Source organism: Aeromicrobium sp. Sec7.5 (assembly GCF_036867135.1).
Taxonomy (GTDB): Bacteria; Actinomycetota; Actinomycetes; order Propionibacteriales; family Nocardioidaceae; genus Aeromicrobium.
In genome coordinates, this window is the sequence record NZ_JBAJIJ010000001.1 from 66,179 (window position 1) to 92,290 (window position 26,112).

Sequence of the window (26,112 nt, forward strand, 5' to 3'; positions counted from 1 at the left end):
GGGGTGGCGGGATGGTGGGTCGACGCACACTGGTCTCCGGTGACGTTATCGCCGAGCGCTACCACCTGCAGGACCTCGTGCAGGAACGGCTGGGCGCGACCACCTGGCGGGCGCACGACTCCGTGCTGTCGCGCAATGTCGGCCTCGAGCTGCTGCCCAGCGACGACGCGCGGGCCGACCGCTTCCTCGACGCCGCCCGCGGGTCCACGATCGTCTCCGACCCCCGGTTCCTGCGCGTGCTCGACCTGATCCAGGACGACCACGGCCACCACATGATCGTGCGCGAGTGGGCCCGAGCCTTCCCGCTCGACGCCGTCCTCGCCCAGGCGCCGCTGCCGAGCTGGCGCGCAGCAGCGATCGTGATCGAGGTCGCCGAGGCCTTGATGAACGCCCACGACCACGGGCAGTACCACCGGCGCCTCACCCCCCACCAGATCCTGCTCAAGGAGTCCGGCGCGGTGCGTGTGGTGGGCCTCGGTGTGGCCACGGCCCTCGCCCCCGTCGGCAGCTCCGAGCAGCCCGACACGGCCCAGCTCGAGCGGCTCGACGTCCAGGGTCTTGGCAAGCTCCTCTACGCGTGCCTGGTGTCCCGATGGCCCGGTGGTCACGTCGACGGCCTGCGTGCCGCGCCCACCGAGCACGGTCGCGTCCTGCGACCTCGACAGGTCCGCGCCGGGGTCGACCGCGAGATCGATGCGATCTGTGACCGCATCCTCGGCTCGCCGCCGGTGCAGCACCGCCGACCCATCACGACGGTCGCCGAGGTGGCGCACGAGCTGCGTGGCGTCCTGGCGCGGCTGGACCCGCACGACACCGCCGGTGGTGCCACCACCTCGCCCGACCTCGTGCGATACGACCCCGTGGTCGAGCCGCTCGGTCCGCCGCCGGGCCTCGAGCCGCCTCGGCCACGACCCAAGGCCTGGACGCCGGCCCCGCCCACCACGCTGGAGCGACGCAAGGCGCAGGCGCGCAGCCTCACCAAGGGCGAGCGCGGCATGGTGCTGCTCGGATCGGTCGGGGTGCTGGCCATCCTGCTCGTCATCGCGTTCCTCGTCGGCCGCCAGGGCCCGGTGCCCGAAGCCGGCTCCGAGCCCAGCGCCTCGGCCACCGGCAACGTGGGCGTGCTGCCCCTCGAGCGGGTCATCGACTTCGACCCGCAGGGCGACGGCAGCGAGTCGGCCGATGCCGTGGGTCTGGCGATCGACGGCGATCCCGCCACCAGCTGGACGACTCAGACCTACCGCGGGCGCGCCGACGTCGGTGGTCTCAAGGACGGGGTCGGGCTCGTGCTCGACCTCGGTTCCACCCGGCAGGTCGACTCCGTGCGCCTGAACCTGGTGGGTGCCCCGACCAGCCTCCAGATCTTCACGACGGCCACCGGCGTCGACGAGGCGCCCCGGGCCCTCAGTGACCTGTCGCCCGTGGCCTCGGTGCAGGACGGCGGCACGGACGTCACCGTCAGCCTGCCGCAGGCCACCATCACGCGGTACGTCGTCGTCTGGCTGACCTCCCTGCCCCAGGTGGGCGATGGCGAGTTCCGCGGCGAGGTCGCCGAGGTGCGGGTCGACGGTCGCTCCTGACGCCGGTGCCGGGAATGTCCGGCGACTAGGCTGCGTTGGGACAAGCGTCACCAGCAGAGAGCAGACCATGAGCACTGAGCAGTCCCCCAGCAGCGTGCGAAACCTGATCATCGTCGGGTCCGGCCCGTCGGGCTACACCGCGGCCATCTACGCCGCGCGAGCGAACCTGGAACCGTTGGTCTTCGAGGGGTCGGTCACCGCCGGCGGCGCCCTCATGAACACCACCGATGTCGAGAACTTCCCCGGGTTCCCCGACGGCATCATGGGCCCGGAACTGATGGACCACCTCCGCGCCCAGGCCGAGCGCTTCGGCGCCGAGCTCGTGGCCGACGACGTCACCGAGGTCGACCTCACCGGCGAGATCAAGACCGTCACGCTCGCCGACGGGTCCACGTACTCCGCCCACGCCGTCGTGCTCGCCACCGGCTCGGGCTACCGCAAGCTCGGCATCCCGCGCGAGGACGAGCTGTCCGGCCACGGCGTCAGCTGGTGTGCCACGTGCGACGGCTTCTTCTTCCGCGAGCAGAACATCGTCGTGGTCGGTGGCGGCGACTCCGCGCTCGAGGAGGCCACCTTCCTCACGCGGTTCGCCAGCAAGGTCACGCTGGTGCACCGTCGTGGCGAGCTGCGCGCGTCCAAGATCATGCAGGACCGCGCCCTCGGCAACGACAAGATCGAGTTCGCTTGGAACTCCGAGGTCGCCGAGCTGCACGGTGAGGGCCAGCTCACGTCCATCACCCTGCGCGACACCGAGACCGGTGAGACCCGTGAGCTCGATGCGACCGGCCTGTTCATCGCGATCGGCCACGACCCGCGCTCGGAGCTCCTGCGCGGCCAGGTCAAGCTCGATGACGAGGGTTACGTGCTCGTGCAGCCCGGGTCCACCGCCACCAACCTGCCCGGTGTGTTCGCGGCCGGCGACCTCGTCGACCACACCTACCGGCAGGCCATCACCGCTGCCGGTACCGGCTGTGCCGCCTCGCTCGACGCCGAGCGCTACCTGGCCGCGCTCGAGCAGGACACCGTCCCGTCCGTCGACGCCGCCCTCATCAGCTGACCCACCCCAACTCAGCACCCCGCAACCGAGTCCCGAGCACCCAGTCCCGAGCACAAGGAGAACCATGGCCACCATCAACGCCGTCACCGACGCCGACTTCGACGAGATCGTCCTGAACGCGCCGGGCCCCGTGCTCGTCGACTTCTGGGCCGACTGGTGCGGTCCGTGCCGTCAGCTCGCGCCGATCCTGCAGGAGATCGCCGACGAGAAGGGCGAGGAGCTCACGATCGTCAAGATCGACGCCGACGCCAACCCCGTCACGCCCGCCAAGTACCGCGTCACGGGTCTGCCCACGATCAACCTGTACAACGGCGGTGAGGTCGTGGCCTCGATTGTCGGCGTGCGCCCGAAGTCGGCGCTCCTCAAGGAGCTCGACAAGCACCTCTGATCACCCCTGCTAGATATACAAATCCCCTTGTCGACAAATCGACAAGGGGATTTGTATATCTATTGCTGATCAGTCGGGCCGCTGCGGATCCATCAGTCCCACGATCCGCTCGAGGTCGTCGATCGTGGCGAACTCGACCGTGACACGTCCCTTGGTACGTCCGAGGTTGATCTTGACGCGGGTGTCGAAGCGCTCCGACAGACGGCGTGAGACCTCCTCGAGGCGGGGGGCCGACACGGTCGGGGAGGGGCGCTTGGTCCGCTGGGTCTCGGGATCGTCGCCCGTGAGGGTCACGATCTCCTCCAGCGCTCGGACCGACAGGCCCTCGGCCACCACACGGGTCGCCAGGCGCTCCTGGATCTCGGTGTTGCCCACGGTGACCAGCGCTCGCGCGTGTCCGGCCGAGAGCACACCGGCCGCCACGCGACGCTGCACCGCGGGGCTCAGGCGCAGCAGACGCAGCGTGTTGCTGATCTGCGGACGGGACCGGCCGATCCGGCTGGCCAGCTCTTCGTGCGTGCAGCCGAAGTCGTCGAGCAGCTGCTGGTAGGCGGCCGCCTCCTCGAGCGGGTTGAGCTCGGACCGGTGCAGGTTCTCCAGGAGCGCGTCGCGCAGGAGATCCTCGTCCTGTGTGTCGCGCACGACCGCCGCGATGGTCTCGAGTCCCGCCTCGCGATGGGCCCGCCACCGGCGCTCGCCCATGATGAGCTCGAACTTCTCGGGGCCGACCTCACGCACCACGATCGGCTGCAGCAGGCCGATCTCCCGGATGGAGTGGACCAGCTCGGCCATCGCGTCCTCGTCGAAGACGGTGCGCGGCTGCCGGGGGTTGGGCTCGATCGAGGTGACCGGCAGCTCGGCGAAGCGAGCACCCTCGATCTGCTTGAGGCCCGAGCTCTCCGCCTCGCCCGCGTTCTGCGGGATCAGTGCTTCGAGGCCCCGGCCCAGACCCCGACTACGACGATTGCTCATGCCTCTGCCTTCCGGGTGGCGGCCTCGGCGATCTCGCGTGCGGCCTCGATGTAGGACAGCGCACCCGACGACGTGGGGTCGTAGGACACGACCGACTGCTGATAGCTCGGAGCCTCCGAGATCCGCACGGAGCGGGGAATGGGCGCCTGCAGCACCAGGGGACCGAAGTGCTGACGGACCTCGGCCGCGACACCCGACGACAGGTTGGTGCGGCCGTCGTACATCGTGAGCAGGATCGTGGTGACGTCGAGCTTCGGGTTCAGGTGGGCCTTGACCAGCTCGATGTTGCGCAGCAGCTGACCCAGGCCCTCCAGCGCGTAGTACTCGCACTGGATTGGGATCAGGACCTCACGCCCCGCCACCATGGCGTTGACCGTGAGCAGTCCGAGCGAGGGTGGGCAGTCGATGTAGACGTAGTCGTAACGATCGCCGGCATCCTCGGACTCGGCGAGATAGCTCTGCAGCGCCTTGTCGAGGCGCGTCTCGCGCGCCACCAGCGACACGAGCTCGATCTCCGCGCCGGCCAGGTCGATCGAGGCCGGCAGGACCGAGATCGTCGGATGGGCCACGCAGGGCTGCACCAGGGCGTCGATCGACTCGCCCTCGACCAGCGCCTCGTACACGCCGGGAGTTCCCTCGGTGTGGGCGATGTCGAGCGCCGTGGAGGTGTTGCCCTGGGGGTCGAGATCGATCACCAGCACGCGGAGACCCTTGACGGCCATCGCCGCCGCGAGGTTGACCGTCGTGGTGGTCTTGCCGACGCCACCCTTCTGGTTCGCGACGACGAAGACGCGAGTGCGCTCGGGGCGCGGCAGTGTCACGATCGCGTCGACCCTGCGAGCCAGCGCGACATGCTCCTCGGCTGCCCGGGCGAGGGGCGTCGAGTCATCGGGGTGCACCGTGGTCATCTCCTCCACCTCGTGGTTTCACGTGAAACGAAGCGCTCAACCATCCGCGCGGTCACCGCGTGAGCTCCACGACGGTCGTCGGCACTGCCAGATCACCATAGGACTCGATGCGGACATCCGTGACACCGAGCCGCTTCAGCAACGGACGCGCCGACTCGACCTCCTCGGGTGCGGAGCGACCCTTCATCGCGAGCAGCACGCCGCCGGGGGCCACGAGCGGCCAGCACCAGGTCGTCAGCTTGTCCAGCGCCGCCACGGCGCGCGCCGTCACCACCTCGTAGGTCGCTCGATGTTCCTCGGCCCGGGAACGCACGACCTCGACGTTCGTCAGCCCGAGGTCAGCGACGACCTCCTCCAGGAACGAGACCCGGCGGAGCAACGGCTCGACCAGCGTCATGCGCAGATCGGGTCGGGCGATCGCCCAGACCAGACCGGGCAGGCCCGCGCCCGTGCCGACGTCGGCCACCGAGGCGCCCTGGGGGAGTCGGGGTGCCACGACGACACAGTTGAGCAGGTGACGGTCCCACAGGCGGGGGACCTCCCTCGGGCCGATCATCCCGCGGTCGACACCCCAGGTGCTCAGCAGCTCGGCATAGCGCTGGGCCTGCGCCCATCCCTCGCCGAAAAGCTCCTCGGAACCGGCCGGGGGTTCTGTTTCACGTGAAACAGACATCAGGCTCCGGCGGGGAGAACCACCACGTAGCGACGGGGCTCATCGCCCTCGGACTCGCTTCGCAGACCAGCCTCGGCCACGACATCGTGCACGATCTTGCGCTCGAAGGCGGTCATGGGATCGAGCTCGATGCGCTCGGCACCCGCACCGATCGCGGCGACCGCTCCGGCCGCCTCCTCACGCAGGGCCACCCGGCGACCGTCGCGGTACCCCGCGATGTCGAGCATCAGGCGGCTGCGCTCGCCGGTCTGGCGGTAGACCGCCAGGCGCGTGAGCTCCTGCAGGGCGTCGAGCACCTGGCCCTCGGATCCCACGAGGTGATCGAGACGACCTCCGACGATCGAGACCGCGGCGCGGTCGCCGTCGACATCCATGTCGATGTCGCCGTCGAGGTCGGCGATGTCCAGCAGGCCCTCCAGGAAGTCCGCGGCGATGTCGCCCTCGACCTCCAGCTTGGTCGCGTCGCTGCTCATCGAGAGCCACCCTTCTTGCGTTGGTTGCGTGTCTGCTTCTTCGGCTGCGCGCGCGGCTTCGGCTTGACGATCTCGTCGACCACCGTGGCCGGGTCGTCGGCGACGTCCTTGCCCTTGGCGGCGTCACGCTGCTGCTTGGCCTTGAAGGCCGGGGTGCCCGGGGCCGGGTTGCGCCGGATCACGTAGAACTGCTGGCCCATGGTCCAGAAGTTCGAGGTGACCCAGTAGAACAGCACGCCGAGCGGGAAGAAGATGCCGCCGATCGCGAAGACCGGGGGGAGCACGTAGAGCAGCATCTTCTGCTGCTGCGCGTACGGACCGTTCAGCGCGTCGGCCGGCATGTTCTTGGCCATCAGCTGGCGCTGCGTCAGGAACTGCGTCGCACACATCACGATCACGAGGAAGATCGCCAGCACCTGCGTCGGCAGGTGGGCGGCGTTGATGAAGGTCTCGGCAATGCGTCCGCCCAGGAACTCGGCGTCGCTCAACGACTGCGCATCGTCGCGGGTCAGGAATCCCTTGGCGCCGTCGCCGCCCTTCTTGGCCGCCTGGTCGATCGTGCGGAACAGGGCGAAGAAGATCGGCATCTGGGCCAGCAGCGGCAGGCACGACGCGAACGGGTTGGTGCCCGTGTCCTTCCAGAGCTTCATCTGCTCCTGCGTGAGCCGCTCACGGTCGTGCGCGTACTTCTTCTGCAGCTCCTTGATCTTGGGCTGCAGGAGCTGCATGTTGCGGCTGCTCTTGATCTGCTTCACGAACAGGGGGATCAGCATCGCGCGGATCGTGATCGTCAGGCCGATGATCGACAGCACCCAGACCCAGCCGTCGCTCATGCCGGGGATCTGGTCGAACGCCCAGTGCCACGCCTTCAAGACGGCGGACACCGCGTAGTACAGCGGTGTCATGATCGCCGAACCGATCGCGCTGAAGATCTCCACGTTTTCTCCTCAGTGGGACACCGGGCGGTGTCCATGTTGGGGGGCCGGAGCCGGGGGGACGGGGTCGTACCCGCCGGGACTCCAGGGGTGGCACCGCAGCAGGCGCCGGAGGGCGAGCCACGAACCGCGCAGGGCACCGTGGGTCTCCACGGCTCCGAGCGCATAGGCCGAACACGTCGGATGGTACCGACACACCTGTCCGTACAACGGACTGATCGCGAACCGGTAGGCCTTCAGCAGGCCGATCAGCAGCAGGCGCAGCACGTCGTCACACCCGCTTCGCGGTCGAACGACGCACGGCCCGGCGCAGGCAGTCGACCGCGTCGGCCGCGAGGTCGTGGCGCACCGCGGCCGGGGCCAGAGCGCGGAACACGACGCGTGACCCGTCAGGCAGAGCCGCCAGCTCGGGCGACACCGCATGCCGGATCCGCCGCTTGACCCGATTGCGGACCACGGCGTTGCCGACCTTCTTGCCCACGACCAGGCCGACGCGCACGCCGGACCCGTCGGTCAGGGCGACGTGCGAGACGAGCGCGTCGGTCGACGCCGAGGCGCCACGACGGATCGTGCGGCGGAACTCGTCGCCGTCACGCATGCGGTACGCCTGGGGGAGCACCGCTCAGACCCGTCGCGACCGGGTCAAGATCAGGCGGAGAGCTTCGCGCGGCCCTTGGTGCGACGCGACGCCAGGATGGCGCGGCCGGCACGCGTGCGCATGCGGAGGCGGAAGCCGTGCTTCTTGGAGCGACGACGGTTGTTCGGCTGGAAAGTGCGCTTGCTCACGGGTCAGTCCTTCTTGAGGGGGAAATCGGTGATCGTCGACGATCACCGCTCACCCACGACATCATCGGAGCAGGCTCCGGGTCGCAGGCACGCGGCCGACGGTCGCGCGACTGTGCAACGGTACGGGGGCCGTCAGACCATGGTCAAACTGACCCTTCTACTCCTGTGCGTCGCGTCGCGTCCATGCGACACGCCGTGCAGGACCCGAGGTTTGTGCAGAACTCGCTTGTGTGTGCTCCCGCACCGCTGCTAGCGTCACCGCGGTACCGAGTTGTCCACAGTTCGACGTGGTCCGGACCATCCACATACACACCCTGTGGATAACCGTGTGGACCCAATGGAGGCCACATGTCCGACGGTTCTGCGTCGTCCGCGGAGGCCGATCTGGCGGTCGCGTGGCAGGCGGCTGTCGACCGTCTCTCGCCCGGGGCGCGCGTGTGGGTCTTTCCCGCCGTCCCGCTGAGTCTCCACAACGACATCGTGATCGCCGCGGTGCAGAACGACCTCGCCCGCGCGCAGCTCGAGTCGCGCGTGCGGCCCGTCCTCGAGCAGGCCCTGAGCCGTGAGCTCGGGACCGAGGTCCGGCTGGTCGTCACGATCGACGCCAGCATCACGCCCCCGGACACCCCCCTCATGGAGGACCCCGCTCCGGTCGCCTCGCCGCTCGACGAGCTCGACGAGGACGACGACGAGGACCAGTTCGTCCCGCGCTGGGGACCCGCGGCCACGCCCGTCACCGGCCGGCCTGCCAACATCGCCGAGGCCCGGCTCAATCCGCGCTACCTGTTCGAGAACTTCGTGACGGGCTCGTCCAACCGCTTCGCGCACGCCGCGGCCGTCGCCACGGCGGAAGCCCCCGGCAAGGCCTACAACCCCCTGGTCATCTACGGCGACTCCGGGCTCGGCAAGACGCACCTGCTCCACGCGATCGGCCACTACGTGCTCGGTCTCTACCCGTCCTCCCGTGTGCGCTACGTCAACACCGAGGAGTTCACGAACGACGTCATCAACGCGATCGGCGAGCGGCGCACGGGTGACCTGAAGCGCAAGTACCGCGAGATCGACGTCCTGCTGGTCGACGACATCCAGTTCATCGAGGGCAAGGAGGCGACGCAGGAGGAGTTCTTCCACACGTTCAACGCCCTGCACAACGAGAACAAGCAGATCGTCATGACCTCGGACCGCCCGCCGAAGAACCTCAAGACGCTCGAGGAGCGGCTGCGCAACCGGTTCGAGTGGGGACTCACGACCGACGTCACGCCGCCCGAGCTGGAGACGCGCATCGCGATCCTGCGCAAGAAGGCCGCCAACGACGGCCTCACGGTGCCCGCCGACGTGCTGGAGTTCATCGCCACCAAGGTGCAGACCAACATCCGCGAGCTCGAGGGCGCCCTCATCCGGGTCACGGCGTTCGCCAACCTCAACAAGACTCCGGTCGACATGAACCTGTCGCAGATCGTCCTGAAGGACCTGGTCAGCGCCGGGGGCGACCCCGTCGTCACGAGCGCGCTCATCATCGCCCAGACGGCGGCGTACTCGGAGTTCGCGATCGACGAGATCTGCGGCACCAACCGCCAGCGTGACCTCGTGCTCGCGCGGCAGATCGCGATGTACCTGTGCCGCGAGCTCACCGATCTCTCGCTGCCCAAGATCGGCCAGGAGTTCGGCGGACGCGACCACACCACGGTCATGCACGCGGTCAAGAAGATCGGGCTGCTCATGACCGAGCGCCACGCGGTCTTCAACCAGGTCACCGAGCTGACCAACCGCATCAAGCAGCAGGCACGTCAGTCCTGATTTCTTGTCCTTCCCCAGTTGGGGACGACCCTGTGGGTAAGTCTCCACCTGAGGTGGACATCAGATGACGTCGTGTGAATGGCGTGTGAACGCCCTCGCTCCGTGCACACCCCCACGGGGCGGATGCACCGCTTCGTCCCCACACCGTCCACCGGCAAAATCCCGGGAACCGGAGCAGCATCACCGGTTCTCCACAGAATCCACAGGTGCTACGACTACTACTACCGAGATAGACACAGGAAAACTCGTTGAAGGGGTCCAGCACCGATGTGTGTGGACAAGTCCCCGACGAATCACACGAACGCACCACATGTCCGACGGCTGGCCTAGGATCGAGTCCGGTCCCGTGGCAGGATTCAGCCACCGACACCCGTCGACGCCAGTCTGAGAGGCCCCCTACGTGAAGTTCCGGATCGAACGCGACACCCTCGCCGATGCCGTGGCGTGGACTGCCCGCAGTCTTCCGGTGCGTCCGAGCGTCCCCGTCCTGGCCGGGCTCCTGATCGAGGCCGGCACCGACGGACTCACGCTGTCGGGGTTCGACTACGAGACGTCCACGCGCGCCACGCTCCCGGCCGAGGTCAGTGCCGACGGCCGGGCCCTGGTCAGCGGGCGTCTGCTCAGCGAGATCGTCAAGTCGCTGCCGGGCAAGCCGGTCGACGTCGCCCTCGACGGCACCAAGGTCCGGGTCGAGTGCGGCAGCGCCCGCTTCAGCCTGCAGACCATGCCGGTCGAGGAGTACCCGCGCCTGCCGCAGATGCCCACCGCCACCGGCACGGTCAAGGCCGACACGTTCGTCACCGCGGTGCAGCAGGCGGGCGCCGCCGCGGGCCGAGACGAGATGCTCCCGCTGCTCACCGGGGTGCGCCTCGAGCTCGAGGGATCCACGATCTCGCTCATGGCCACCGACCGGTTCCGCGCCAGCCTGCGCGACCTCGAGTGGTTCCCCGAGGCCAGCGACCTCTCCGCCCGTGCCCTGGTCCCGGCCCGTGTCCTGGGCGAGACGGCGCGCTCGTTCGCCGGGGGCAGCGACATCACGATCGCGGTCTCGTCCGGCGAGAGCGGTGACGGCCTGATCGGTTTCGAGGGCACGGTCGGCAACGGCAGCCGTCGCACCACGACCCGGCTGCTCGAGGGCGACTTCCCCCGCGTGCGCCAGCTCTTCTCGGCCACGCCCGAGACCGTCGCCTACGTCGCCACGCAGGACCTCGTCGACGCTGTCAAGCGCGTGGCGCTCGTGGCCGAGCGCAACACGCCCGTGCGCCTGTCGTTCTCGGAGGGCACGCTGCTGCTCGAGGCCGGCACCGGCGACGAGGCCCAGGCCAGCGAGTCGATCGAGGCCACCGTCAACGGTGGCGACATCTCGATCGGCTTCAACCCCTCGTACCTGCTCGAGGGTCTGGGGGTCATGTCCGACCCCGTCGTGCACCTGGCCTTCACGCAACACACCAAGCCCGCCGCAATCAGCGGTGTCGGCGAGATCGGCGCGGAGCCCGACGGAGCGTTCCGCTACCTGATCATGCCGGTTCGTCTCCAGACCTGATTTCCCCCTTGGAGGGCACGATGCATCTCGGACTCATCGGCTTGGGCAAGATGGGTGGCAACATGCGCGAGCGCCTGCGCGAGCACGATGTCACCGTCACCGGTTACGACCGCGATGCCTCGGTCAGCGACGTCGGCTCGGTCGCCGAGCTGGTCGAGGCCCTGCCCAGCCCCAAGGTCGTGTGGGTCATGGTGCCCGCCGGCGAGCCCACCCGCGCCACGGTCACCGAGCTCGGCGAGCTGCTGGGCGAGGGCGACATCGTCATCGACGGCGGCAACTCGCGCTGGACCGACGACATCGAGCACGGCGAGCTGCTCGCGGCCAAGGGCATCGGCTACCTCGACTGCGGCGTCAGCGGCGGCGTCTGGGGTCGCAAGAACGGCTACGCCCTGATGGTCGGCGGCGACGCTGCCGACGTCGCCACGGTGCAGCCGGTCTTCGACGCGCTGCGTCCGGACGCGGCCGAGGGCACCGACAAGACCGGCGGCTTCGTGCACGCCGGCAAGGTCGGCTCGGGGCACTTCGCCAAGATGGTCCACAACGGTGTCGAGTACGCCATGATGCAGGCCTACGCCGAGGGCTTCGAGCTGCTCGAGAAGACCGAGCTCGTCGACGACGTCCCGGCCGTGCTCGACTCCTGGCGTGAGGGCACGGTCGTGCGTTCCTGGCTGCTCGACCTGCTCGTGCAGGCACTCGAGGACGATCCGGGTCTGTCCAAGATCCGCGGCTACGCCGACGACTCCGGCGAAGGACGCTGGACCGTCGAGGCGGCCATCGAGCACGCGGTGCCGATGCACACCATCGCGGCCTCGTTGTTCGCCCGGTTCCAGTCCCGCCAGGACGAGTCACCGGCGATGCAGGCCGTCGCAGCGATGCGTCAGCAGTTCGGCGGCCACGCCGTGCGTGCCGCGGCCGAGCCCGGCACGGGTGAGCCGCCGTCGGCCGACTGACGTGCACGTCGCTCGACTCGCCCTGCACGACTTCCGTTCCTACACGGAGGTCGACGTCGAGATGGGCGCCGGCCCCATCGCCTTCGTCGGGGCGAACGGTCAGGGCAAGACCAACCTTGTCGAGGCGGTCGACTACCTCGCCCGCCTCGACTCCCACCGGGTCTCGAGCGACACCCCGCTCGTGCGGGCCGGCACCGAGCGCGCGATCGTCCGCGCCGAGGTCGTGCGCCAGGACCGCTCGGCCCTGATCGAGGTCGAGATCAATCCGGGCCGCAGCAACCGAGCCCGGGTCAACCGCTCCGAGCTCCCGCGCGTCCGTGAGCTGCTCGGCACGGTGCGCACGGTCCTGTTCTCGCCCGAGGACCTCGCGCTCGTGAAAGGCGATCCGTCCGATCGTCGGCGCTTTCTCGACGACCACCTCCTGATGCAGTCGGTGCGGCAGGCCGGCGTCAAGGCCGACTACGAGCGCACCCTCCGGCAGCGGAACACCTTGCTGAAGTCAGCCAGAGGTCGACAAGTAGATTTGTCGACATTGGAGATCTGGGACGAGCGACTCGCGACGCTCGGCGGTGAGATCACGGCCCGGCGCCTGGTGGTGCTCGACGAGATCGCCCCGCACCTCGAGAAGCGGCACGCCGGCGTGGCCGCGTCAGCGGCCGAGACCCGGCGACAGGTCACCGCGTCCTACGTCGCCAAGACCGGGGTGCTGCACGCCGACCATCCTCGCGACCTCGAGGGATGCCGCGACCTCCTGCTGCGATCGATCCAGGAGCGGCGCCGCGACGAGCTCGACCGCGGGGTCAGCCTCGTCGGCCCGCACCGCGACGACGTCGAGCTGCGCATCGGCGAGCTCCCGGCCAAGGGATACGCGAGCCACGGCGAGTCGTGGTCGCTCGCCCTGGCGCTGCGGCTCGCGTCCTTCGACCACCTGCGCGCGCCCGACCAGGGAGCCGACGACCCGATCCTGATCCTCGACGACGTCTTCGCCGAGCTCGACACGGGGCGTCGTGATCATCTGGCATCCATGGCCGAGCACGTCGAGCAGGTGCTCGTCACGGCGGCGGTCGCCGGTGACGTGCCCCCGGGTCTGCGCGGGCGGCGCTTCCGCGTCGCCGACGGCGCGGTGCTCGATGACTGACGACGCCGTGCCACCCGAGAGCGAGCCCGAGAGCGAGCCAGATCCGGCGCCGGGCCGGAAGCCGGACGACCCCATGCGCCTGGCTCGTGAGCTGGCCGACGGCTACCGGTCGGCGAACCCCGGCTCCGTCCCCCGGCGCCGACGTCGGGGCCAGCGTCCCGTCGCCCGGCGCGGCGACCGCGACGACGCGATGCCGCTGGCGGCCGCACTCGGTGACCTCGTCGACCAGCAGGGGTGGACCGACCAGCTGGCCGCCTCGAGGGTCTTCACCGACTGGTCCTCGATCGTCGGGCCCGACATCGCCCAGCACTCGCTCGTCGAGGGGTTCGCCGACCAGGTCGTCTCGGTGCGCGCCGACTCCAGCGCCTGGCGCAAGGAGCTCCAGCTACTCGCGCCGCGCATCGTGGCCCGGCTCAACGAGGAGCTCGGGCACGGATCGGTCCTGCGCATCGACGTCCGTGGCCCGGAGGCGCCGTCGTGGAAGCACGGCAAGCGCACGGTCCGCGGCGGCCGCGGCCCCCGCGACACCTACGGATGAACCGCGCCGGCGAAGCCGGCCATCGTGTCCGACCGCGCTGACCGGCTTCGCCGGTGGAGACCATGAGGCTCGGCCGCGGGCGGCCTCGCCTCATTCCTGGGGGGAGACGCGGTCCATGAGCGCGGTGCTCACCGCGGTGAGGAGGGCGACGCTGCCGAGGACCACGCTGGAGGTCAGGAAGCCGTCCCACCCGTCGGTCGGCCGCACGCCGATCACGATCAGGAAGACGAGGGCGGCGGCCGATCCGAGCACCGCGAAGGTCAGTCCGCCGGTGCAGCGCCGAATCCCACCGCCGACCACGAAAGCCGCCGCCGCGGTCCAGACGAGGCACACCAGCACCGCGGCCAGGACGTCGGCGGGCCGGTGCCAGCCCGCCACGACCGTCGAGGCACCCGTGAGCGTCACGGCGAAGGAGCCCGCCGTGAGCACCACCGGACGCAGCCACGCGGGGCTGACGAGGCACAGGGCACCGAGCGTCGCGGCGATCACGGTCGTGTGGCCGCTGGGCAGGCTGTTGTGCGCGACGATGCCGCCGACGAACTCGGTGCGGTCGAGCACCGCATGCTTCAGGATCTGCGTCGTCAGGTTGGCGCCACCGATCACGGCCAGCGCCGCCAGTGCCAGGCGCACCTGGCCCCGCAAAAGTGCCAGGGCGACCGCTCCGGCCGCGGCGATCGCGACAGCGGCGATCGAGACGTAGCCCAGCACGCTGAGCACCGTGAGCTGCGTGTCGCGCCCGGCGGTGACGGTGGTCATGGCGGACTGGTCCAGGTCCTGGCCGCTCGCGGTCCACAGGGCCAGGGCGGTGACGCCGAGCAGGCCCCCGACGCCGAGCAGGATCGCGAGAAACGCCCGCAGGCGCACGCTGCGCACCGGGCTGGCCTGCGGCTCCTGGATCGTGCCGGCGTCCGTCATCGACATGGGTTCTACTGTGCCGCATCGAGGCAATACCGGCCGATCGACCTGGCGGCACCGAGGCGACCCGGTGACCCCCGGGAGCGATCCCGGGTGCGGAGCCGGGTCCGCGAACCCCTCCCAGCCCCCTTCTACGGCCTCTCAGCCCCCAGCCTCGTCGCAGACTCAAGGCCCGACACTGTGGAGGGAACGCTCAGACGCTCTCTACGGCCCCTTATACTGAACAGGTGACCCAAACTCCAGATCCTGCGGCGCACGTGCCCACCGGCTATGACGCCAGCAACATCCAGGTCCTCGAGGGTCTGGAGGCGGTCCGCAAGCGTCCCGGCATGTACATCGGGTCCACCGGTGAGCGCGGACTGCACCACCTCGTCTACGAGGTCGTCGACAACTCGGTCGACGAGGCGCTCGCCGGTCACGCCACGCGCATCGAGGTCACGCTGCTGGCCGACGGTGGCGTCCGGGTGGTCGACGACGGCCGCGGCATCCCGGTCGACGAGCACCCGATCGAGAAGATCCCGGCGGTCACGCTGGTGCTCACGTCGCTCCACGCGGGCGGCAAGTTCGGCGGCGGCGGCTACAAGGTCTCCGGCGGTCTGCACGGCGTCGGCATCTCCGTGGTCAACGCCTTGAGCACCACGATGCACACCACGGTGTACCGCGACGGCTACACGTGGCGCCAGACCTTCCACGACGGCGTGCCCGAGAAGGTGCTCGAGCGCGGCGAGCCCACTGCCGCCACGGGGACGACGCAGGTCTTCTACGCCAACGAGGAGATCTTCGAGAGCACCGAGTTCTCCTACGAGACGCTCAAGACCCGGTTCCGGGAGATGGCGTTCCTCAACAAGGGTCTCGAGATCGGCCTGACCGACGAGCGCGACCACGACGGCGACGATCCCGAGGGCGGAACCGCCGACGGCGACTCGATCGAGCGCAGCGTCGAGTTCCGCTACGACCAGGGCCTGGTCGACTACGTGCAGCACATCAACGTCGGCGCCAAGACCGCGATCCACCGCGACATCATCGGCATCGAGCGCGAGGACGAGGGCGCGGGCCTGTCGCTCGAGGTCGCGATGCAGTGGAACGCGAGCTTCTCGGAGTCGGTGCACACGTTCGCCAACACGATCAACACCCACGAGGGCGGCACGCACGAGGAGGGCTTCCGCGCGGCGCTGACCACCACGGTCAACCGCTTCGCCGAGTCCAACAACCTCATCAAGAAGAAGGAGGACCGGCTCACGGGCGACGACATCCGTGAGGGCCTCACCGCGATCCTCTCGATCAAGCTCGAGGAGCCCCAGTTCGAGGGGCAGACCAAGACCAAGCTCGGCAACACCGAGGCCAAGGGCTTCGTGCAGCAGGTCCTCAACGAGGAGCTCGGCGCGTGGTTCGAGCAGAACCCCGCCGAGGGCAAGACCATCGTGCGCAAGTCGATCGACGCCGCGAGCGCCCGCATGGCCGCCCGCAAGGCGCGCGACCTCGCCCGCAACCGCAAGGGCTTCCTCGGCGGCGGTGGCCTGCCCGGCAAGCTCGCCGACTGCTCCAGCCGCAACCCGGAGGAGTGCGAGGTCTTCATCGTCGAGGGCAACTCGGCCGGTGGTTCGGCCAAGGGCGGGCGCGATCCGCGCACGCAGGCGATCCTCCCGCTGCGCGGCAAGATCCTCAACGTCGAGAAGGCGCGGATCGACAAGATCCTGCAGAACGCCGAGGTCCAGGCCATCATCAGCGCGCTCGGCACGGGCGTGCACGAGGACTTCGACATCGCCAAGCTGCGCTATCACAAGATCGTGCTGATGGCCGACGCCGACGTCGACGGCCAGCACATCACCACGCTGCTTCTCACGCTGCTGTTCCGCTTCATGAAGCAGCTCATCGACGCGGGCCACGTGTACCTCGCGCAGCCGCCGCTGTACAAGATCAAGTGGACCAACGCGCCGCACGAGCTCGCCTACTCCGACCGCGAGCGCGACGTGCTGCTGGTCGCCGGCGAGGAGGCGGGTCGCCGTCTGCCCAAGGAGGCCCCGGTGCAGCGCTACAAGGGTCTCGGCGAGATGAACGACTCCGAGCTCTGGGACACCACGATGGATCCCGACGGCCGCGTCCTGCGTCAGGTCACCCTCGACGACGCCGCGGTGGCCGACGAGATGTTCACGATCCTCATGGGCGAGGACGTCGAGCAGCGCCGCAACTTCATCCAGCGCAACGCCAAGGACGTCAGGTTCCTCGACATCTAACCGAACCCGGTGGTTGAGGTGCGAGTGCCGCCTGCGGCACGAGCCTCGAAGCCACCTCCACACGATGACCAGGTTTCGAGGCTCCTCGTTCCTCGTCGCACCTCAACCAGCGGAATCTCCCAAAGGACTGACCCGTGACTGACACCCCGATCGAGCGCGACCGGATCGAGCCCGTCGAGCTGCAGGAGGAGATGCAGCGCTCGTACATCGACTACGCCATGAGCGTCATCGTGTCGCGCGCGCTGCCCGACGTGCGCGACGGCCTCAAGCCGGTGCACCGCCGTGTGCTCTACGCGATGTACGACGGTGGCTACCGCCCCGACCGCGGCTTCAGCAAGTGCAGCCGCATCGTCGGTGACGTCATGGGTCAGTACCACCCGCACGGCGACACCGCGATCTACGACACCCTCGTCCGTCTGGCGCAGCCGTGGGTCATGCGCGCGCCGATGATCCTCGGCCAGGGCAACTTCGGCTCGCCGGGCGACGACCCGGCCGCCGCGATGCGGTACACCGAGTGCAAGCTCGCGCCGATCGCGATGGAGATGGTCCGCGACATCGACGAGGAGACCGTCGACTTCAAGCCCAACTACGACGGCCGGTCGGCCGAGCCCACGGTGCTGCCGTCGCGCATCCCCAACCTGCTCGTCAACGGCTCGGCCGGCATCGCGGTCGGCATGGCCACCAACATCCCGCCGCACAACCTCCGCGAGGTCGCCGAGGGTGCGCAGTGGGCGCTGGCCCACCCGGGCGCGTCGCGTGAGGAGCTGCTCGAGGCCCTCATGGGTCACATCAAGGGCCCCGACTTCCCCTCGCACGGACTCATCGTCGGCACCAGCGGCATCGAGGACATGTACCGCACGGGTCGTGGCTCGGTCACGATGCGCGCGATCGTGGGCATCGAGGAGGACACCAAGGGCCGCATCCAGCTCGTCGTCACGGAGCTGCCCTACCAGGTCAACCCCGATGCGCTGATGCGCAAGATCGCCGAGCTGGTCAACTCCGGACGCCTCCAGGGCATCTCCGACCTGCGCGACGAGTCGAGCTCGCGCGTCGGTCGCCGCATCGTGGTGGAGGTCCGCCGCGACGCCGTGGCCCGGGTCGTGCTCAACAACCTCTACAAGTTCACCGACCTGCAGAGCAACTTCAGCGCCAACATGCTCGCGATCGTCGACGACGTCCCGCGCACCCTGAGCCTCGACGGCTTCATCTCGAACTGGATCACGCACCAGATCAGCGTGATCCGCCGGCGCACCGAGTTCCGCCTCCGCAAGGCTGAGGAGCGCGCGCACATCTTCCGCGGCCTGGCCAAGGCGCTCGACGCGCTCGACGACGTCATCGCCCTGATCCGCCGCAGCCCCACGGTCGACGAGGCACGCACGGGTCTGATCGGTCTGCTCGACATTGACGAGCTGCAGGCCAACGCGATCCTCGAGATGCAGCTGCGTCGCCTCGCCGCCCTCGAGCGCCAGAAGATCATGGACGACCTGGCCGAGCTCGAGCGCGTCATCGCCGACCTCAAGGACATCCTCGCCTCGGACGAGCGCCAGCGCACCATCGTCTCGACCGAGCTGGCTGAGATCGTCGACAAGTACGGCGACGACCGCCGCACCCGCATCATCCCGGCCGACGGCGACCTGTCCGACGAGGACCTCATCCCCGATGAGGAGGTCGTGGTCACGATCACCGCCGGCGGATACGCCAAGCGCACCAAGACCGAGCTGTACCGGGTGCAGAACCGCGGCGGCAAGGGCGTGCGAGGGGCGCAACTGCGCGACGGCGACTACGTCGAGCACCTGTTCCCGACCACGGCGCACCACTGGATCCTGTTCTTCACCACCGCCGGTCGCGTCTACCGCGCCAAGGCGTACCACCTGCCGGAGGCCGGCCGCGACGCGAAGGGTGGCCACGTCGCCGGGCTGCTGTCGTTCCAGCCCGACGAGCAGATCGCCCAGGTGCTGGCGGTCCGCGACTACGAGCAGTCGCCGTACCTCGTGCTGGCCACCCGCAAGGGCCTGGTCAAGAAGACGCGTCTGGCCGACTACAACAGCCCGCGCCAGGCCGGCGTCATCGCGATCAACTTCCGCGACGAGGACGACGAGCTCATCGGTGCCGAGCTGGTCGGGCCCGAGGACGACCTGCTGCTGATCTCCAAGCGGGCGCAGGCCATCCGGTTCCGCGCCGACGACGAGCAGCTGCGCCCGATGGGCCGCGCCACGTCGGGCGTCACGGGCATGAAGTTCCGCGGCGACGACGAGCTGCTCTCGATGGCCGTGATCCGTCAGGAGCACGCGGCCCTCGAGGAGGCCGAGGTCGACGCCGACGACAAGCTCTACGTCTTCACCGTCACCGACGGCGGCTTCGCCAAGAAGACCTTCGTGGGCGAGTACCGGCTGCAGGGTCGTGGCGGCATCGGCATCAAGGCGATGCAGATCAGCGAGAGTCGCGGTGAGCTGGTCGGCGGCCTCGTGCTGCGTGACACCGATGACGTCATCAGCGTCACCTCGAAGGGCCAGGTCACCCGCAGCCTCGTGTCGGGTGTCAATCCCACCGGGCGTGGCACGATGGGGGTCAGCTTCGTGAAGTTCAAGGGTGACGACCGTGTCGTCACGATCGCGCGCAACACAGAGCTCGTGGTGGCTACCGAGGGGGACGACGATGCCCCTGAGTCGACGGAGGGTGAGGCAGACGCGTGAGCAAGCGCAACGCTGACAGGGGCGCCTCGGGCGCGGATGACGCGACCGATGCGGGGTCGCTGAAGCGCCCCACCGGTGCGGCCTCCGGCGAGAACCCTCCGGCCGACGATCCGCCGCTGTCCGACGATCCGCCGTCGGACGCATCCAGCGAGGGTGCCAAGGCCAGCGGGCCGAAGCGTCCCACCAAGCGTCCGGCGAACAAGTCGGCCGCCCAGCGCGGGGCGGCGAAGAAGTCGACGCCGACCCGCCCCACCCCGAAGAAGTCGGCGGCGAGCTCCACGAGCTCGAGCCGCCCGATGACGGCGGCGGACTACGCTCGCACCACGTCGACCGACCCGTCCTCCACGTCGGTCTTCCCGGCCGTCTCCGACGACGACGAGCCCGCGCACACCCAGCCGCAGGCGGCGGTCGCCGCCGATCCGGCGCCGGAGTCGGCCGTCACCCGGCAGGCGCGGCTGAGCCTGGTGCACGTCGACCCGTGGTCGGTCACGCAGCTCGCGTTCGTCGTGTCCACGGCGCTCATGATCGTGGCGGTCGTGGCGGTCACGGTGTTCTGGGTCGTCCTGAACGTCACGGGCGTCTGGGACAACCTCAACGACACGATCAACTCGGTGCTCAGCAGCGAGGACGGCACGTTCGACGTCGAGAACTACCTCGGTTTCGGTCGGGTCGTCGGTCTGACGCTCGTGCTGTCGGCGATCAACGTCGTGCTGATGACCGCACTCGCGGCCATCGGCGCACGTCTCTACAACGCGGCGACCCACCTCGTGGGCGGCATCCAGGTCACGTTCCGCGATCGGGGCTGACCCGATTCGTGCCGCACCGCAGTGGTGGAGTAGAGTTCATCGCTGTTGCGGGCCCATAGCTCAGCTCGGTTAGAGCGCTTCCCTGATAAGGAAGAGGTCGCTGGTTCAAGTCCAGCTGGGCCCACTGTCACTCTCCAGGTCGGAGGCGTCATGAAGAAGATCGTGGCCGTCGGGATCACCGCCGCCGGCATCGTCTGGGCGCTCGCGCGCGGCCGTCGTCCCGCGGAGAACTCCTGGGCGCAGAACACCGATCGCGTCTGACGCGCTGTAGCGTGGCGAGTCCGACCACCGTTCCACCCACCGGGGGCCTTGGCGCAATTGGTAGCGCACCTGCTTTGCAAGCAGGGGGTTAGGGGTTCGAGTCCCCTAGGCTCCACCACCAGTTTCATCCCGCAGGGGTGCGGCTCGTTACATCGGGCTTCTCAGTGAATCGCGAAGACCCGGGCCGGGAAGCCTGATCCGCCCTTGGGCTTGCCCCATGACGCGACGACGAGCGCGCCAGCCTCCGGCACCTGGTCCAGGTTGGCCATCAGCTCGATCTGCCACTTGTCGTGCTGCAGGAGCAGCAGCTCGAGCCCGTAGTCGCCGGCGGAGGTCGACGAACCGGCGTCGGTGTCGGTGGTCTCGTGACCGATGGCCGTGACCCCGACCCGCTCGACGAGGTCGACGACCACCTCGCGCGACCAGCCCGGGACATGGCTGACGCCGTCGTCGTCGTGGTTCGCCATCGCGTCCGTGTCCGGCCACCGCTGGTGCCAGTCGGTGCGCAACGCGACGAAGCAGCCCGCGGGCATCGGGCCGTTGCGGCCTTCCCACGCGGCCACGTCGTCGAGCGTCGGGACCGCATCCGGGTCGGCACGCACGCGGTCGGAGATGTCGAGGACGACCAGCGGCAGGATCATCTGCTGCACCGGGATGTCGTCGACCGTGCGGGCGCCGTCGACGAAGTGCGACGGCGGGTCGCAGTGCGTGCCCCACTGGCCCACCAGCTCGTAGCGGTGCACCGCGAAGCCGTCGGGATCGACCTGGAAGGTCTGGGTGCGGACCTCGTCGGGAAAGGCCGGGAAGTGCGGCATCCCTGGGAAGAAGGCGTGGGTCAGATCGGTGAAGGTGCGGGACTGTAGCTGCGCGTGGAGCTGCCACAGCGGTCGGTCGCTCGATGCGGTCACGTCGTGCCCCCTCCGGGTCGCGACCAGAATTGCACAGTGTCGGATCGAGAGCACGACCACGCCGGGCTGCTCGCGTCACGTCGATGAACGCCGTTGGGAGTCCTGGACGGTCCCTGCCGACACTCGACCGCTTCCGCGCTCACCCCGATTGGATCGCACGCCAGCCTCCACCGTCGAGCGCCTGCGAGATCGAAGTGCCATCGTCGGGAGGGAAGTCGAGGAAGCGGAAGGTGACCTCGGTGACCAACCACGCGTCGTCGTCGCGCACGAGGTCGATCCGGTGCGTGACCCAGCTTCCGAGGTCGGACTGGTCGAGACTCAGCGTGAAGGCGACCTCCACCGAGACGGAGTCCGGTTGGTTCGCGTCGCCAGCGACCTGCGTCCTGATCCATGACTCCTCGTCGGTGCGCCAGACCTGCTGGATCTCGGAGCCCACCTTGCGGGCCAGGTTCGTCTCGAAGAAGGCGACGGTGTTCGGGTCGGCGTCCTCGGCCACGAGCTCGTCGACCATTTCATCGACATCCGTCTCCTCGCGCGTGTCGACGATCAGGTGGAGGAACTCCACCGCGAAGGCCTCGGCGTCGGGACGACTGCCGCCCGCCGTGGACAGGTCCTTCGTCTGCTCGAGATCGGGGACACCCGTCGGTGTGGCCGGCGCATCGGCGAAGTCGCCCGGCTCGGAGATCGGCTCCCCCTCCAGCAGGTCAGCGAGCTCCCCGCCGTTGACCGGGAACGAGCCCGGGCGGCCGCCGCCGCTGGATCCGGAGCAGCCTGTCACGACCGTCGCGGCCACCAGCCAGGCCACGAGCAGTGCTGCGGCGCGATGCGTTCGAGACCCCCAGAGCATGGTCAAGGGTGACATCTCGACGGATCAGTCGGCATCGACCCTTGGCCCGGATGCCGGAGCACCTCACGCCGGGGGTCGACCGAGAGTTCTCCCCAGCTGTGCACACACCTGTGGAGAACTACATCGATGTCATTCAGTGCCTTGGGCGGCCTGAACGGACATCAGGCCAGGTACTGCTGCAGGGCCTCGTCGGCGTCACGGGGCTCGAAGCCCGTGGCGCGGATCTTCGCGAGATCGAGGGCGCTGTGGGTCGGTCGGGGCGCGATCGGACCCTCGGCCGAGGCGTAGTACGTCGCGGTCGAGACCGGGGTGACCCGGGCGGGGTCGTGGCCGGTCAGCTCGTAGACGCGCTTGGCGATGGCGGCCCACGAGACCACGTCACCACTGTTCGTGACGTTGTACGTGCCGTACGCGGGGCGCTCGGCCAGGAGGTGGGAGACAGCGGCCGCGAGGTCCTCGGTGAACGTGAGCCGGCCGTGCTGGTCGTCGACCACGGTGGGGTCGATGCCCCGCTCGGCCAAGGACGCCATGGTGCGGACGAAGTTGTTGCCCTCGCCGATGACCCAGCTCGTGCGCAGGACGTAGTGCCGCGGCACCGTGGACGCGACGACGTCGCCGGCGGCCTTCGTCTGGCCGTAGACGCCCAGCGGCGAGAGCGGCTCGTCCTCGGTATGCAGCTCCTGGCTGCCGTCGAAGACGTAGTCGGTGGAGACGTGCACGAGCGTGAGGCGGTACCGGGTCGCCACCCGGGCCAGGTTGGCGACGGCCTCGACGTTGACCTTCCACGCCGCGGCACGGCCCTCGGGCGTCTCGGCCCGGTCGACCGCGGTGTAGGCGGCGGCGTTGATGATCGTGTCGTACTGGGTCCACGGCCGTGCGGTCGACAGGTCCTGCGTCAGGTCGAGGGTGTCGGCGTCGGTGAACTCGACCTGGTCCTGTCCGGCGAGCTCGCGCTGCAGCGCCGTGCCGAGCTGGCCGTGTGCGCCGACCACGAGGGTGCGGCGCGGGGCGAACGGCACGACGTCGGCCAGGCGCGGGTGGGTGCGGTCCTTGTCGGACAGCTCGCACTCGGCCAGGGGGATCGGCCAGTCGATCGCGACGGTCTCGTCGGCGAGATTGAGGAACGTGTAGGACGCGTCGGGCGACCAGTGGTCGTTGACCAGGTACGTGTACGACGTGTCGGCCTCGAGCGACTGGTAGGAGTTGCCGATGCCGCGCGAGACGTAGATCGCGACGTCCGGAGTGATCTCGGTCGTGAAGACCGTGCCGAACGTGTCGCCCTCGCGCAGGTCGACCCAGGCGCCGAACACGCGACCCGTGGCGACCGAGATGAACTTGTCCCACGGCTCAGCATGGATACCGCGCGTCGTGCCGATCTCGTCGTTGAACGAGATGTTGTTCTGCACCGGACCGAGGTCGGGCACCCCCAGTGCGGTCAGCTTCTCGCGCTGCCAGTTCTCCTTGAACCAGCCGCGGCTGTCGCCGTGCACGGGCAGGTCGATGACCAGCAGACCGGGGATCGGGGTCGCTCGGACGGACAGCTCACGACCGAAGGTCGTCACTACTGACCCTTGGACGCGTAGAACGCCTCGGTGGCGTCCTTGGCCGGCGCCCACCAGGCCTCGTTCTCGCGGTACCAGTCGATCGTGGCCGAGAGGCCGGCCTCGAAGTCCTGGTACTGCGGCGCCCAGCCGAGCTCGGTGCGCAGACGGGTCGAGTCGATCGCGTAGCGCATGTCGTGGCCCGCGCGGTCGGTGACGTGGTCGTAGGCGTCGGCGGGCTGGCCCATCGTGGACAGGATCTGCTCGACGACGTCCTTGTTGTTCTTCTCGCCGTCGGCGCCGATCAGGTACGTCTCACCGATCTCACCGCGGTCGAGGATCGTCAGCACGGCGGACGAGTGGTCGTCGGCGTGGATCCAGTCGCGCACGTTCTCGCCGGCGCCGTAGAGCTTGGGCCGGATGCCGCGGATGACGTTCGTGATCTGGCGCGGGATGAACTTCTCGACGTGCTGGTAGGGCCCGTAGTTGTTCGAGCAGTTGCTGATCGTGGCCTGCACGCCGAACGAGCGCACCCAGGCGCGCACGAGCAGGTCGCTGCCGGCCTTGGTCGAGGAGTACGGCGACGACGGGTTGTACGGCGTCGACTCGCTGAACCGCTCGGGGTCGTCGAGCTCCAGGTCGCCGTAGACCTCGTCGGTCGAGATGTGGTGGAACCGGGTCTCGTGCTTCCGGGCGGCCTCGAGCAGCGTGTACGTGCCGACGATGTTCGTGTCGAGGAACGGGCGCGGGTTGTCGAGCGAGTTGTCATTGTGGGACTCGGCGGCGTAGTGCACGACCGCGTCGGCCTCGCCCGTGAGCCGGTCGACGAGCTCGGCGTCGGTGATGTCACCGTGCACGAACGCGAAGCGGTCCTCGGGCAGACCCTCCAGCGAGGAGCGGTTGCCGGCATAGGTCAGGGCGTCGAGCACCGTGACGCGGTGGTCGGTGTGCGACAGCACGTGGTGCACGAAGTTGGAGCCGATGAAGCCGGCACCGCCCGTGACGAGAAGGTGGGCCATGAGTCACTTCCCCCGTTCGAGGATGGTCAGCAGGTAGGAGCCGTACCCGGACTTGCGGAGCTTCTCACCGCGCACGCGCAGCTCGTCGTCGGACAGGAAGCCGCGTCGCCACGCGACCTCCTCGGGGACACCGATGCGCAGACCGGTGCGCCGCTCCATCGTGCGGACGTACTCGGCCGCGTCGGTCATCTGGTCGAACGTGCCGGTGTCGAGCCACGCCGTGCCCCGCGGCAGAACCTCGACCTGCAGGCGACCCTGCTCCAGGTAGGCCCGGTTCACGTCGGTGATCTCGTACTCGCCGCGCGCCGAGGGCTCGAGGTTGCGGGCGATCTCGACGACGTGGTTGTCGTAGAAGTACAGGCCCGGCACCGCGTAGTTGCTCTTGGGCTGCACCGGCTTCTCCTCCAGCGAGACCGCCGTGCCGGCGTCGTCGAACTCCACCACGCCGTAGGAGCTGGGCTCGCTGACCCAGTACGCGAACACCGCACCGCCCTCGATGTCGGCGTAGCGCTGCAGCTGGCCGCCGAGGCCGGGGCCGTAGAGCAGGTTGTCGCCCAGGGCCAGGGCCACGGTGTCGTCGCCGATGAAGTCAGCCCCGATCGTGAAGGCCTGCGCGAGCCCGTCGGGCGAGGCCTGCTCGGCGTACGTGATCGAGATGCCGAACTGCGATCCGTCGCCCAGGAGCCGGTGGAATCCGGGGGCGTCGTGGGGGGTCGTGATGACCAGGATCTCGTCGATCCCGGCGAGCATCAGCGTCGACAGTGGGTAGTAGACCATCGGCTTGTCGTAGACCGGCACGAGCTGCTTGGACACGCCCAGGGTGATCGGGTGCAGACGCGTCCCCGAGCCACCAGCGAGAATAATGCCTTTCACGGAACCTCATCCTGCCATGCCGCACTGTGCCGGCCGGACGTCGACGACGGGCCGGGACCGCAAAAGCCCCCGCCGAGGCGGGGGCTTGGCGGGCGATGGTGCGGGAGGACACCGTTGCCCGGCCCGGGCTCGACGCGGGAGGATGTCGATGGCCCGGATTTTCGCTGCAGCGGCACCGCACGGTGCCGAGTCACCATCGTCTCACCGCGGACGCCCCCTCCGCTGCGGCCAGAGGTCGTGACTTCATGTGACCAAGGTCCTTTTCGAGTGACCGCCT

At 69.1% G+C, this 26,112-nt stretch carries 25 protein-coding genes and 2 tRNA genes; 13 read left to right on the forward strand and 14 right to left on the reverse strand.

What is annotated here, in order from left to right; all coding sequences use genetic code 11:
- Positions 1-11 precede the first annotated feature (11 nt).
- The 3 genes from V6S66_RS00330 to trxA all read left to right on the forward strand — a co-directional run bounded on the left by V6S66_RS00330 (position 12) and on the right by trxA (position 3,025).
- Entirely contained in the window at positions 12-1,580 is a 1,569-nt protein-coding gene (locus V6S66_RS00330) for a protein kinase family protein (RefSeq protein ID WP_334204792.1), read from the forward strand.
- Positions 1,581-1,647: 67 nt separating this feature from the next.
- Positions 1,648-2,637 carry a thioredoxin-disulfide reductase gene (gene trxB / locus V6S66_RS00335; protein WP_334204793.1) on the forward strand — a complete coding sequence of 330 codons (990 nt, stop codon included), beginning with the start codon at positions 1,648-1,650 and terminating at the stop codon, positions 2,635-2,637.
- A 64-nt stretch (positions 2,638-2,701) separates the two neighbouring features.
- Positions 2,702-3,025: a thioredoxin gene (trxA, locus tag V6S66_RS00340; RefSeq protein WP_334204794.1), complete on the forward strand. Its 324-nt coding sequence runs from the start codon at positions 2,702-2,704 to the stop codon at positions 3,023-3,025.
- A gap of 69 nt (positions 3,026-3,094) precedes the next feature.
- Here trxA and V6S66_RS00345 read toward each other — a convergent pair whose 3' ends face one another.
- Genes V6S66_RS00345 through rpmH form a run of 8 tightly spaced genes read right to left on the reverse strand, consistent with a single transcriptional unit; the run spans position 3,095 to position 7,772 of the window.
- A complete protein-coding gene (locus tag V6S66_RS00345; protein ID WP_334204795.1) occupies positions 3,095-3,997 on the reverse strand; it encodes a ParB/RepB/Spo0J family partition protein in 903 nt (300 codons plus the stop codon).
- Positions 3,994-4,905, reverse strand: coding sequence for a ParA family protein (locus V6S66_RS00350; protein ID WP_334204796.1), 912 nt, complete (start codon positions 4,903-4,905; stop codon positions 3,994-3,996). Before V6S66_RS00350 ends, V6S66_RS00345 begins: the two co-directional genes overlap by 4 nt.
- 52 nt (positions 4,906-4,957) lie before the next feature.
- Positions 4,958-5,578: a 16S rRNA (guanine(527)-N(7))-methyltransferase RsmG gene (gene rsmG, locus V6S66_RS00355; RefSeq protein ID WP_334204797.1), complete on the reverse strand. Its 621-nt coding sequence runs from the start codon at positions 5,576-5,578 to the stop codon at positions 4,958-4,960.
- Positions 5,578-6,051 carry a Jag family protein gene (locus V6S66_RS00360; RefSeq protein ID WP_334204798.1) on the reverse strand — a complete coding sequence of 158 codons (474 nt, stop codon included), beginning with the start codon at positions 6,049-6,051 and terminating at the stop codon, positions 5,578-5,580. Before V6S66_RS00360 ends, rsmG begins: the two co-directional genes overlap by 1 nt.
- Complete coding sequence (yidC, locus tag V6S66_RS00365; RefSeq protein WP_334207199.1) at positions 6,048-6,956, reverse strand: membrane protein insertase YidC; 909 nt, start codon at positions 6,954-6,956, stop codon at positions 6,048-6,050. Before yidC ends, V6S66_RS00360 begins: the two co-directional genes overlap by 4 nt.
- A 42-nt stretch (positions 6,957-6,998) precedes the next feature.
- Positions 6,999-7,253, reverse strand: a complete 255-nt coding sequence (gene yidD, locus V6S66_RS00370) for a membrane protein insertion efficiency factor YidD (RefSeq protein ID WP_442885875.1) — start codon at positions 7,251-7,253, stop codon at positions 6,999-7,001.
- 4 nt (positions 7,254-7,257) lie between these two features.
- Positions 7,258-7,605 (reverse strand): ribonuclease P protein component, encoded by a 348-nt coding sequence (gene rnpA / locus V6S66_RS00375; RefSeq protein WP_334204799.1) that lies wholly within the window; start codon positions 7,603-7,605, stop codon positions 7,258-7,260.
- Between the two features lie 29 nt (positions 7,606-7,634).
- Entirely contained in the window at positions 7,635-7,772 is a 138-nt protein-coding gene (gene rpmH / locus V6S66_RS00380) for a 50S ribosomal protein L34 (protein WP_334204800.1), read from the reverse strand.
- Positions 7,773-8,120: 348 nt separating this feature from the next.
- On the opposite strand from rpmH, the gene dnaA reads away from it, so the two are divergent.
- From dnaA to V6S66_RS00405, 5 genes are all read left to right on the forward strand, one after another.
- The gene (gene dnaA / locus V6S66_RS00385; protein ID WP_334204801.1) at positions 8,121-9,569 is read left to right on the forward strand and encodes a chromosomal replication initiator protein DnaA; all 1,449 of its coding nucleotides are present in this window, start codon (positions 8,121-8,123) and stop codon (positions 9,567-9,569) included.
- 400 nt (positions 9,570-9,969) lie between these two features.
- Positions 9,970-11,112 carry a DNA polymerase III subunit beta gene (gene dnaN, locus V6S66_RS00390; protein ID WP_334204802.1) on the forward strand — a complete coding sequence of 381 codons (1,143 nt, stop codon included), beginning with the start codon at positions 9,970-9,972 and terminating at the stop codon, positions 11,110-11,112.
- Positions 11,113-11,132: 20 nt separating this feature from the next.
- Positions 11,133-12,062, forward strand: coding sequence for a phosphogluconate dehydrogenase (NAD(+)-dependent, decarboxylating) (gene gnd, locus V6S66_RS00395; protein WP_334204803.1), 930 nt, complete (start codon positions 11,133-11,135; stop codon positions 12,060-12,062).
- A 1-nt stretch (position 12,063) separates the two neighbouring features.
- A complete protein-coding gene (recF, locus tag V6S66_RS00400) occupies positions 12,064-13,200 on the forward strand; it encodes a DNA replication/repair protein RecF (protein WP_334204804.1) in 1,137 nt (378 codons plus the stop codon).
- Complete coding sequence (locus V6S66_RS00405) at positions 13,193-13,738, forward strand: DUF721 domain-containing protein (protein ID WP_334204805.1); 546 nt, start codon at positions 13,193-13,195, stop codon at positions 13,736-13,738. Before recF ends, V6S66_RS00405 begins: the two co-directional genes overlap by 8 nt.
- 90 nt (positions 13,739-13,828) lie before the next feature.
- On the opposite strand, the gene V6S66_RS00410 is transcribed toward V6S66_RS00405, so the two are convergent.
- Positions 13,829-14,659 (reverse strand): phosphatase PAP2 family protein, encoded by an 831-nt coding sequence (locus tag V6S66_RS00410; RefSeq protein ID WP_334204806.1) that lies wholly within the window; start codon positions 14,657-14,659, stop codon positions 13,829-13,831.
- 221 nt (positions 14,660-14,880) lie between these two features.
- On the opposite strand from V6S66_RS00410, the gene gyrB reads away from it, so the two are divergent.
- The 5 genes from gyrB (at position 14,881) to V6S66_RS00435 (ending at position 20,765) form a co-directional block, all read left to right on the forward strand.
- Positions 14,881-16,887 carry a DNA topoisomerase (ATP-hydrolyzing) subunit B gene (gene gyrB, locus V6S66_RS00415; protein WP_334204807.1) on the forward strand — a complete coding sequence of 669 codons (2,007 nt, stop codon included), beginning with the start codon at positions 14,881-14,883 and terminating at the stop codon, positions 16,885-16,887.
- A 191-nt stretch (positions 16,888-17,078) separates the two neighbouring features.
- A complete protein-coding gene (gyrA, locus tag V6S66_RS00420; RefSeq protein ID WP_442885909.1) occupies positions 17,079-19,580 on the forward strand; it encodes a DNA gyrase subunit A in 2,502 nt (833 codons plus the stop codon).
- On the forward strand, positions 19,577-20,386 hold the full coding sequence (locus V6S66_RS00425) for a DUF3566 domain-containing protein (RefSeq protein WP_334204809.1): 810 nt from the start codon (positions 19,577-19,579) through the stop codon (positions 20,384-20,386). Before gyrA ends, V6S66_RS00425 begins: the two co-directional genes overlap by 4 nt.
- 49 nt (positions 20,387-20,435) lie before the next feature.
- A tRNA-Ile gene (locus V6S66_RS00430) sits at positions 20,436-20,510 on the forward strand.
- Positions 20,511-20,689: 179 nt separating this feature from the next.
- Positions 20,690-20,765 (forward strand) — tRNA-Ala (locus V6S66_RS00435).
- Positions 20,766-20,808: 43 nt separating this feature from the next.
- On the opposite strand, the gene V6S66_RS00440 is transcribed toward V6S66_RS00435, so the two are convergent.
- From V6S66_RS00440 to rfbA, 5 genes are all read right to left on the reverse strand, one after another.
- Positions 20,809-21,555: a cyclase family protein gene (locus tag V6S66_RS00440; protein WP_334204810.1), complete on the reverse strand. Its 747-nt coding sequence runs from the start codon at positions 21,553-21,555 to the stop codon at positions 20,809-20,811.
- A gap of 139 nt (positions 21,556-21,694) precedes the next feature.
- Complete coding sequence (locus V6S66_RS00445) at positions 21,695-22,402, reverse strand: hypothetical protein (protein ID WP_334204811.1); 708 nt, start codon at positions 22,400-22,402, stop codon at positions 21,695-21,697.
- Between the two features lie 161 nt (positions 22,403-22,563).
- On the reverse strand, positions 22,564-23,964 hold the full coding sequence (locus tag V6S66_RS00450; RefSeq protein ID WP_334204812.1) for a bifunctional dTDP-4-dehydrorhamnose 3,5-epimerase family protein/NAD(P)-dependent oxidoreductase: 1,401 nt from the start codon (positions 23,962-23,964) through the stop codon (positions 22,564-22,566).
- On the reverse strand, positions 23,964-24,962 hold the full coding sequence (gene rfbB, locus V6S66_RS00455) for a dTDP-glucose 4,6-dehydratase (protein WP_334204813.1): 999 nt from the start codon (positions 24,960-24,962) through the stop codon (positions 23,964-23,966). Before rfbB ends, V6S66_RS00450 begins: the two co-directional genes overlap by 1 nt.
- A gap of 3 nt (positions 24,963-24,965) precedes the next feature.
- Positions 24,966-25,835, reverse strand: coding sequence for a glucose-1-phosphate thymidylyltransferase RfbA (gene rfbA, locus V6S66_RS00460; RefSeq protein ID WP_334204814.1), 870 nt, complete (start codon positions 25,833-25,835; stop codon positions 24,966-24,968).
- Positions 25,836-26,112: the final 277 nt, after the last annotated feature.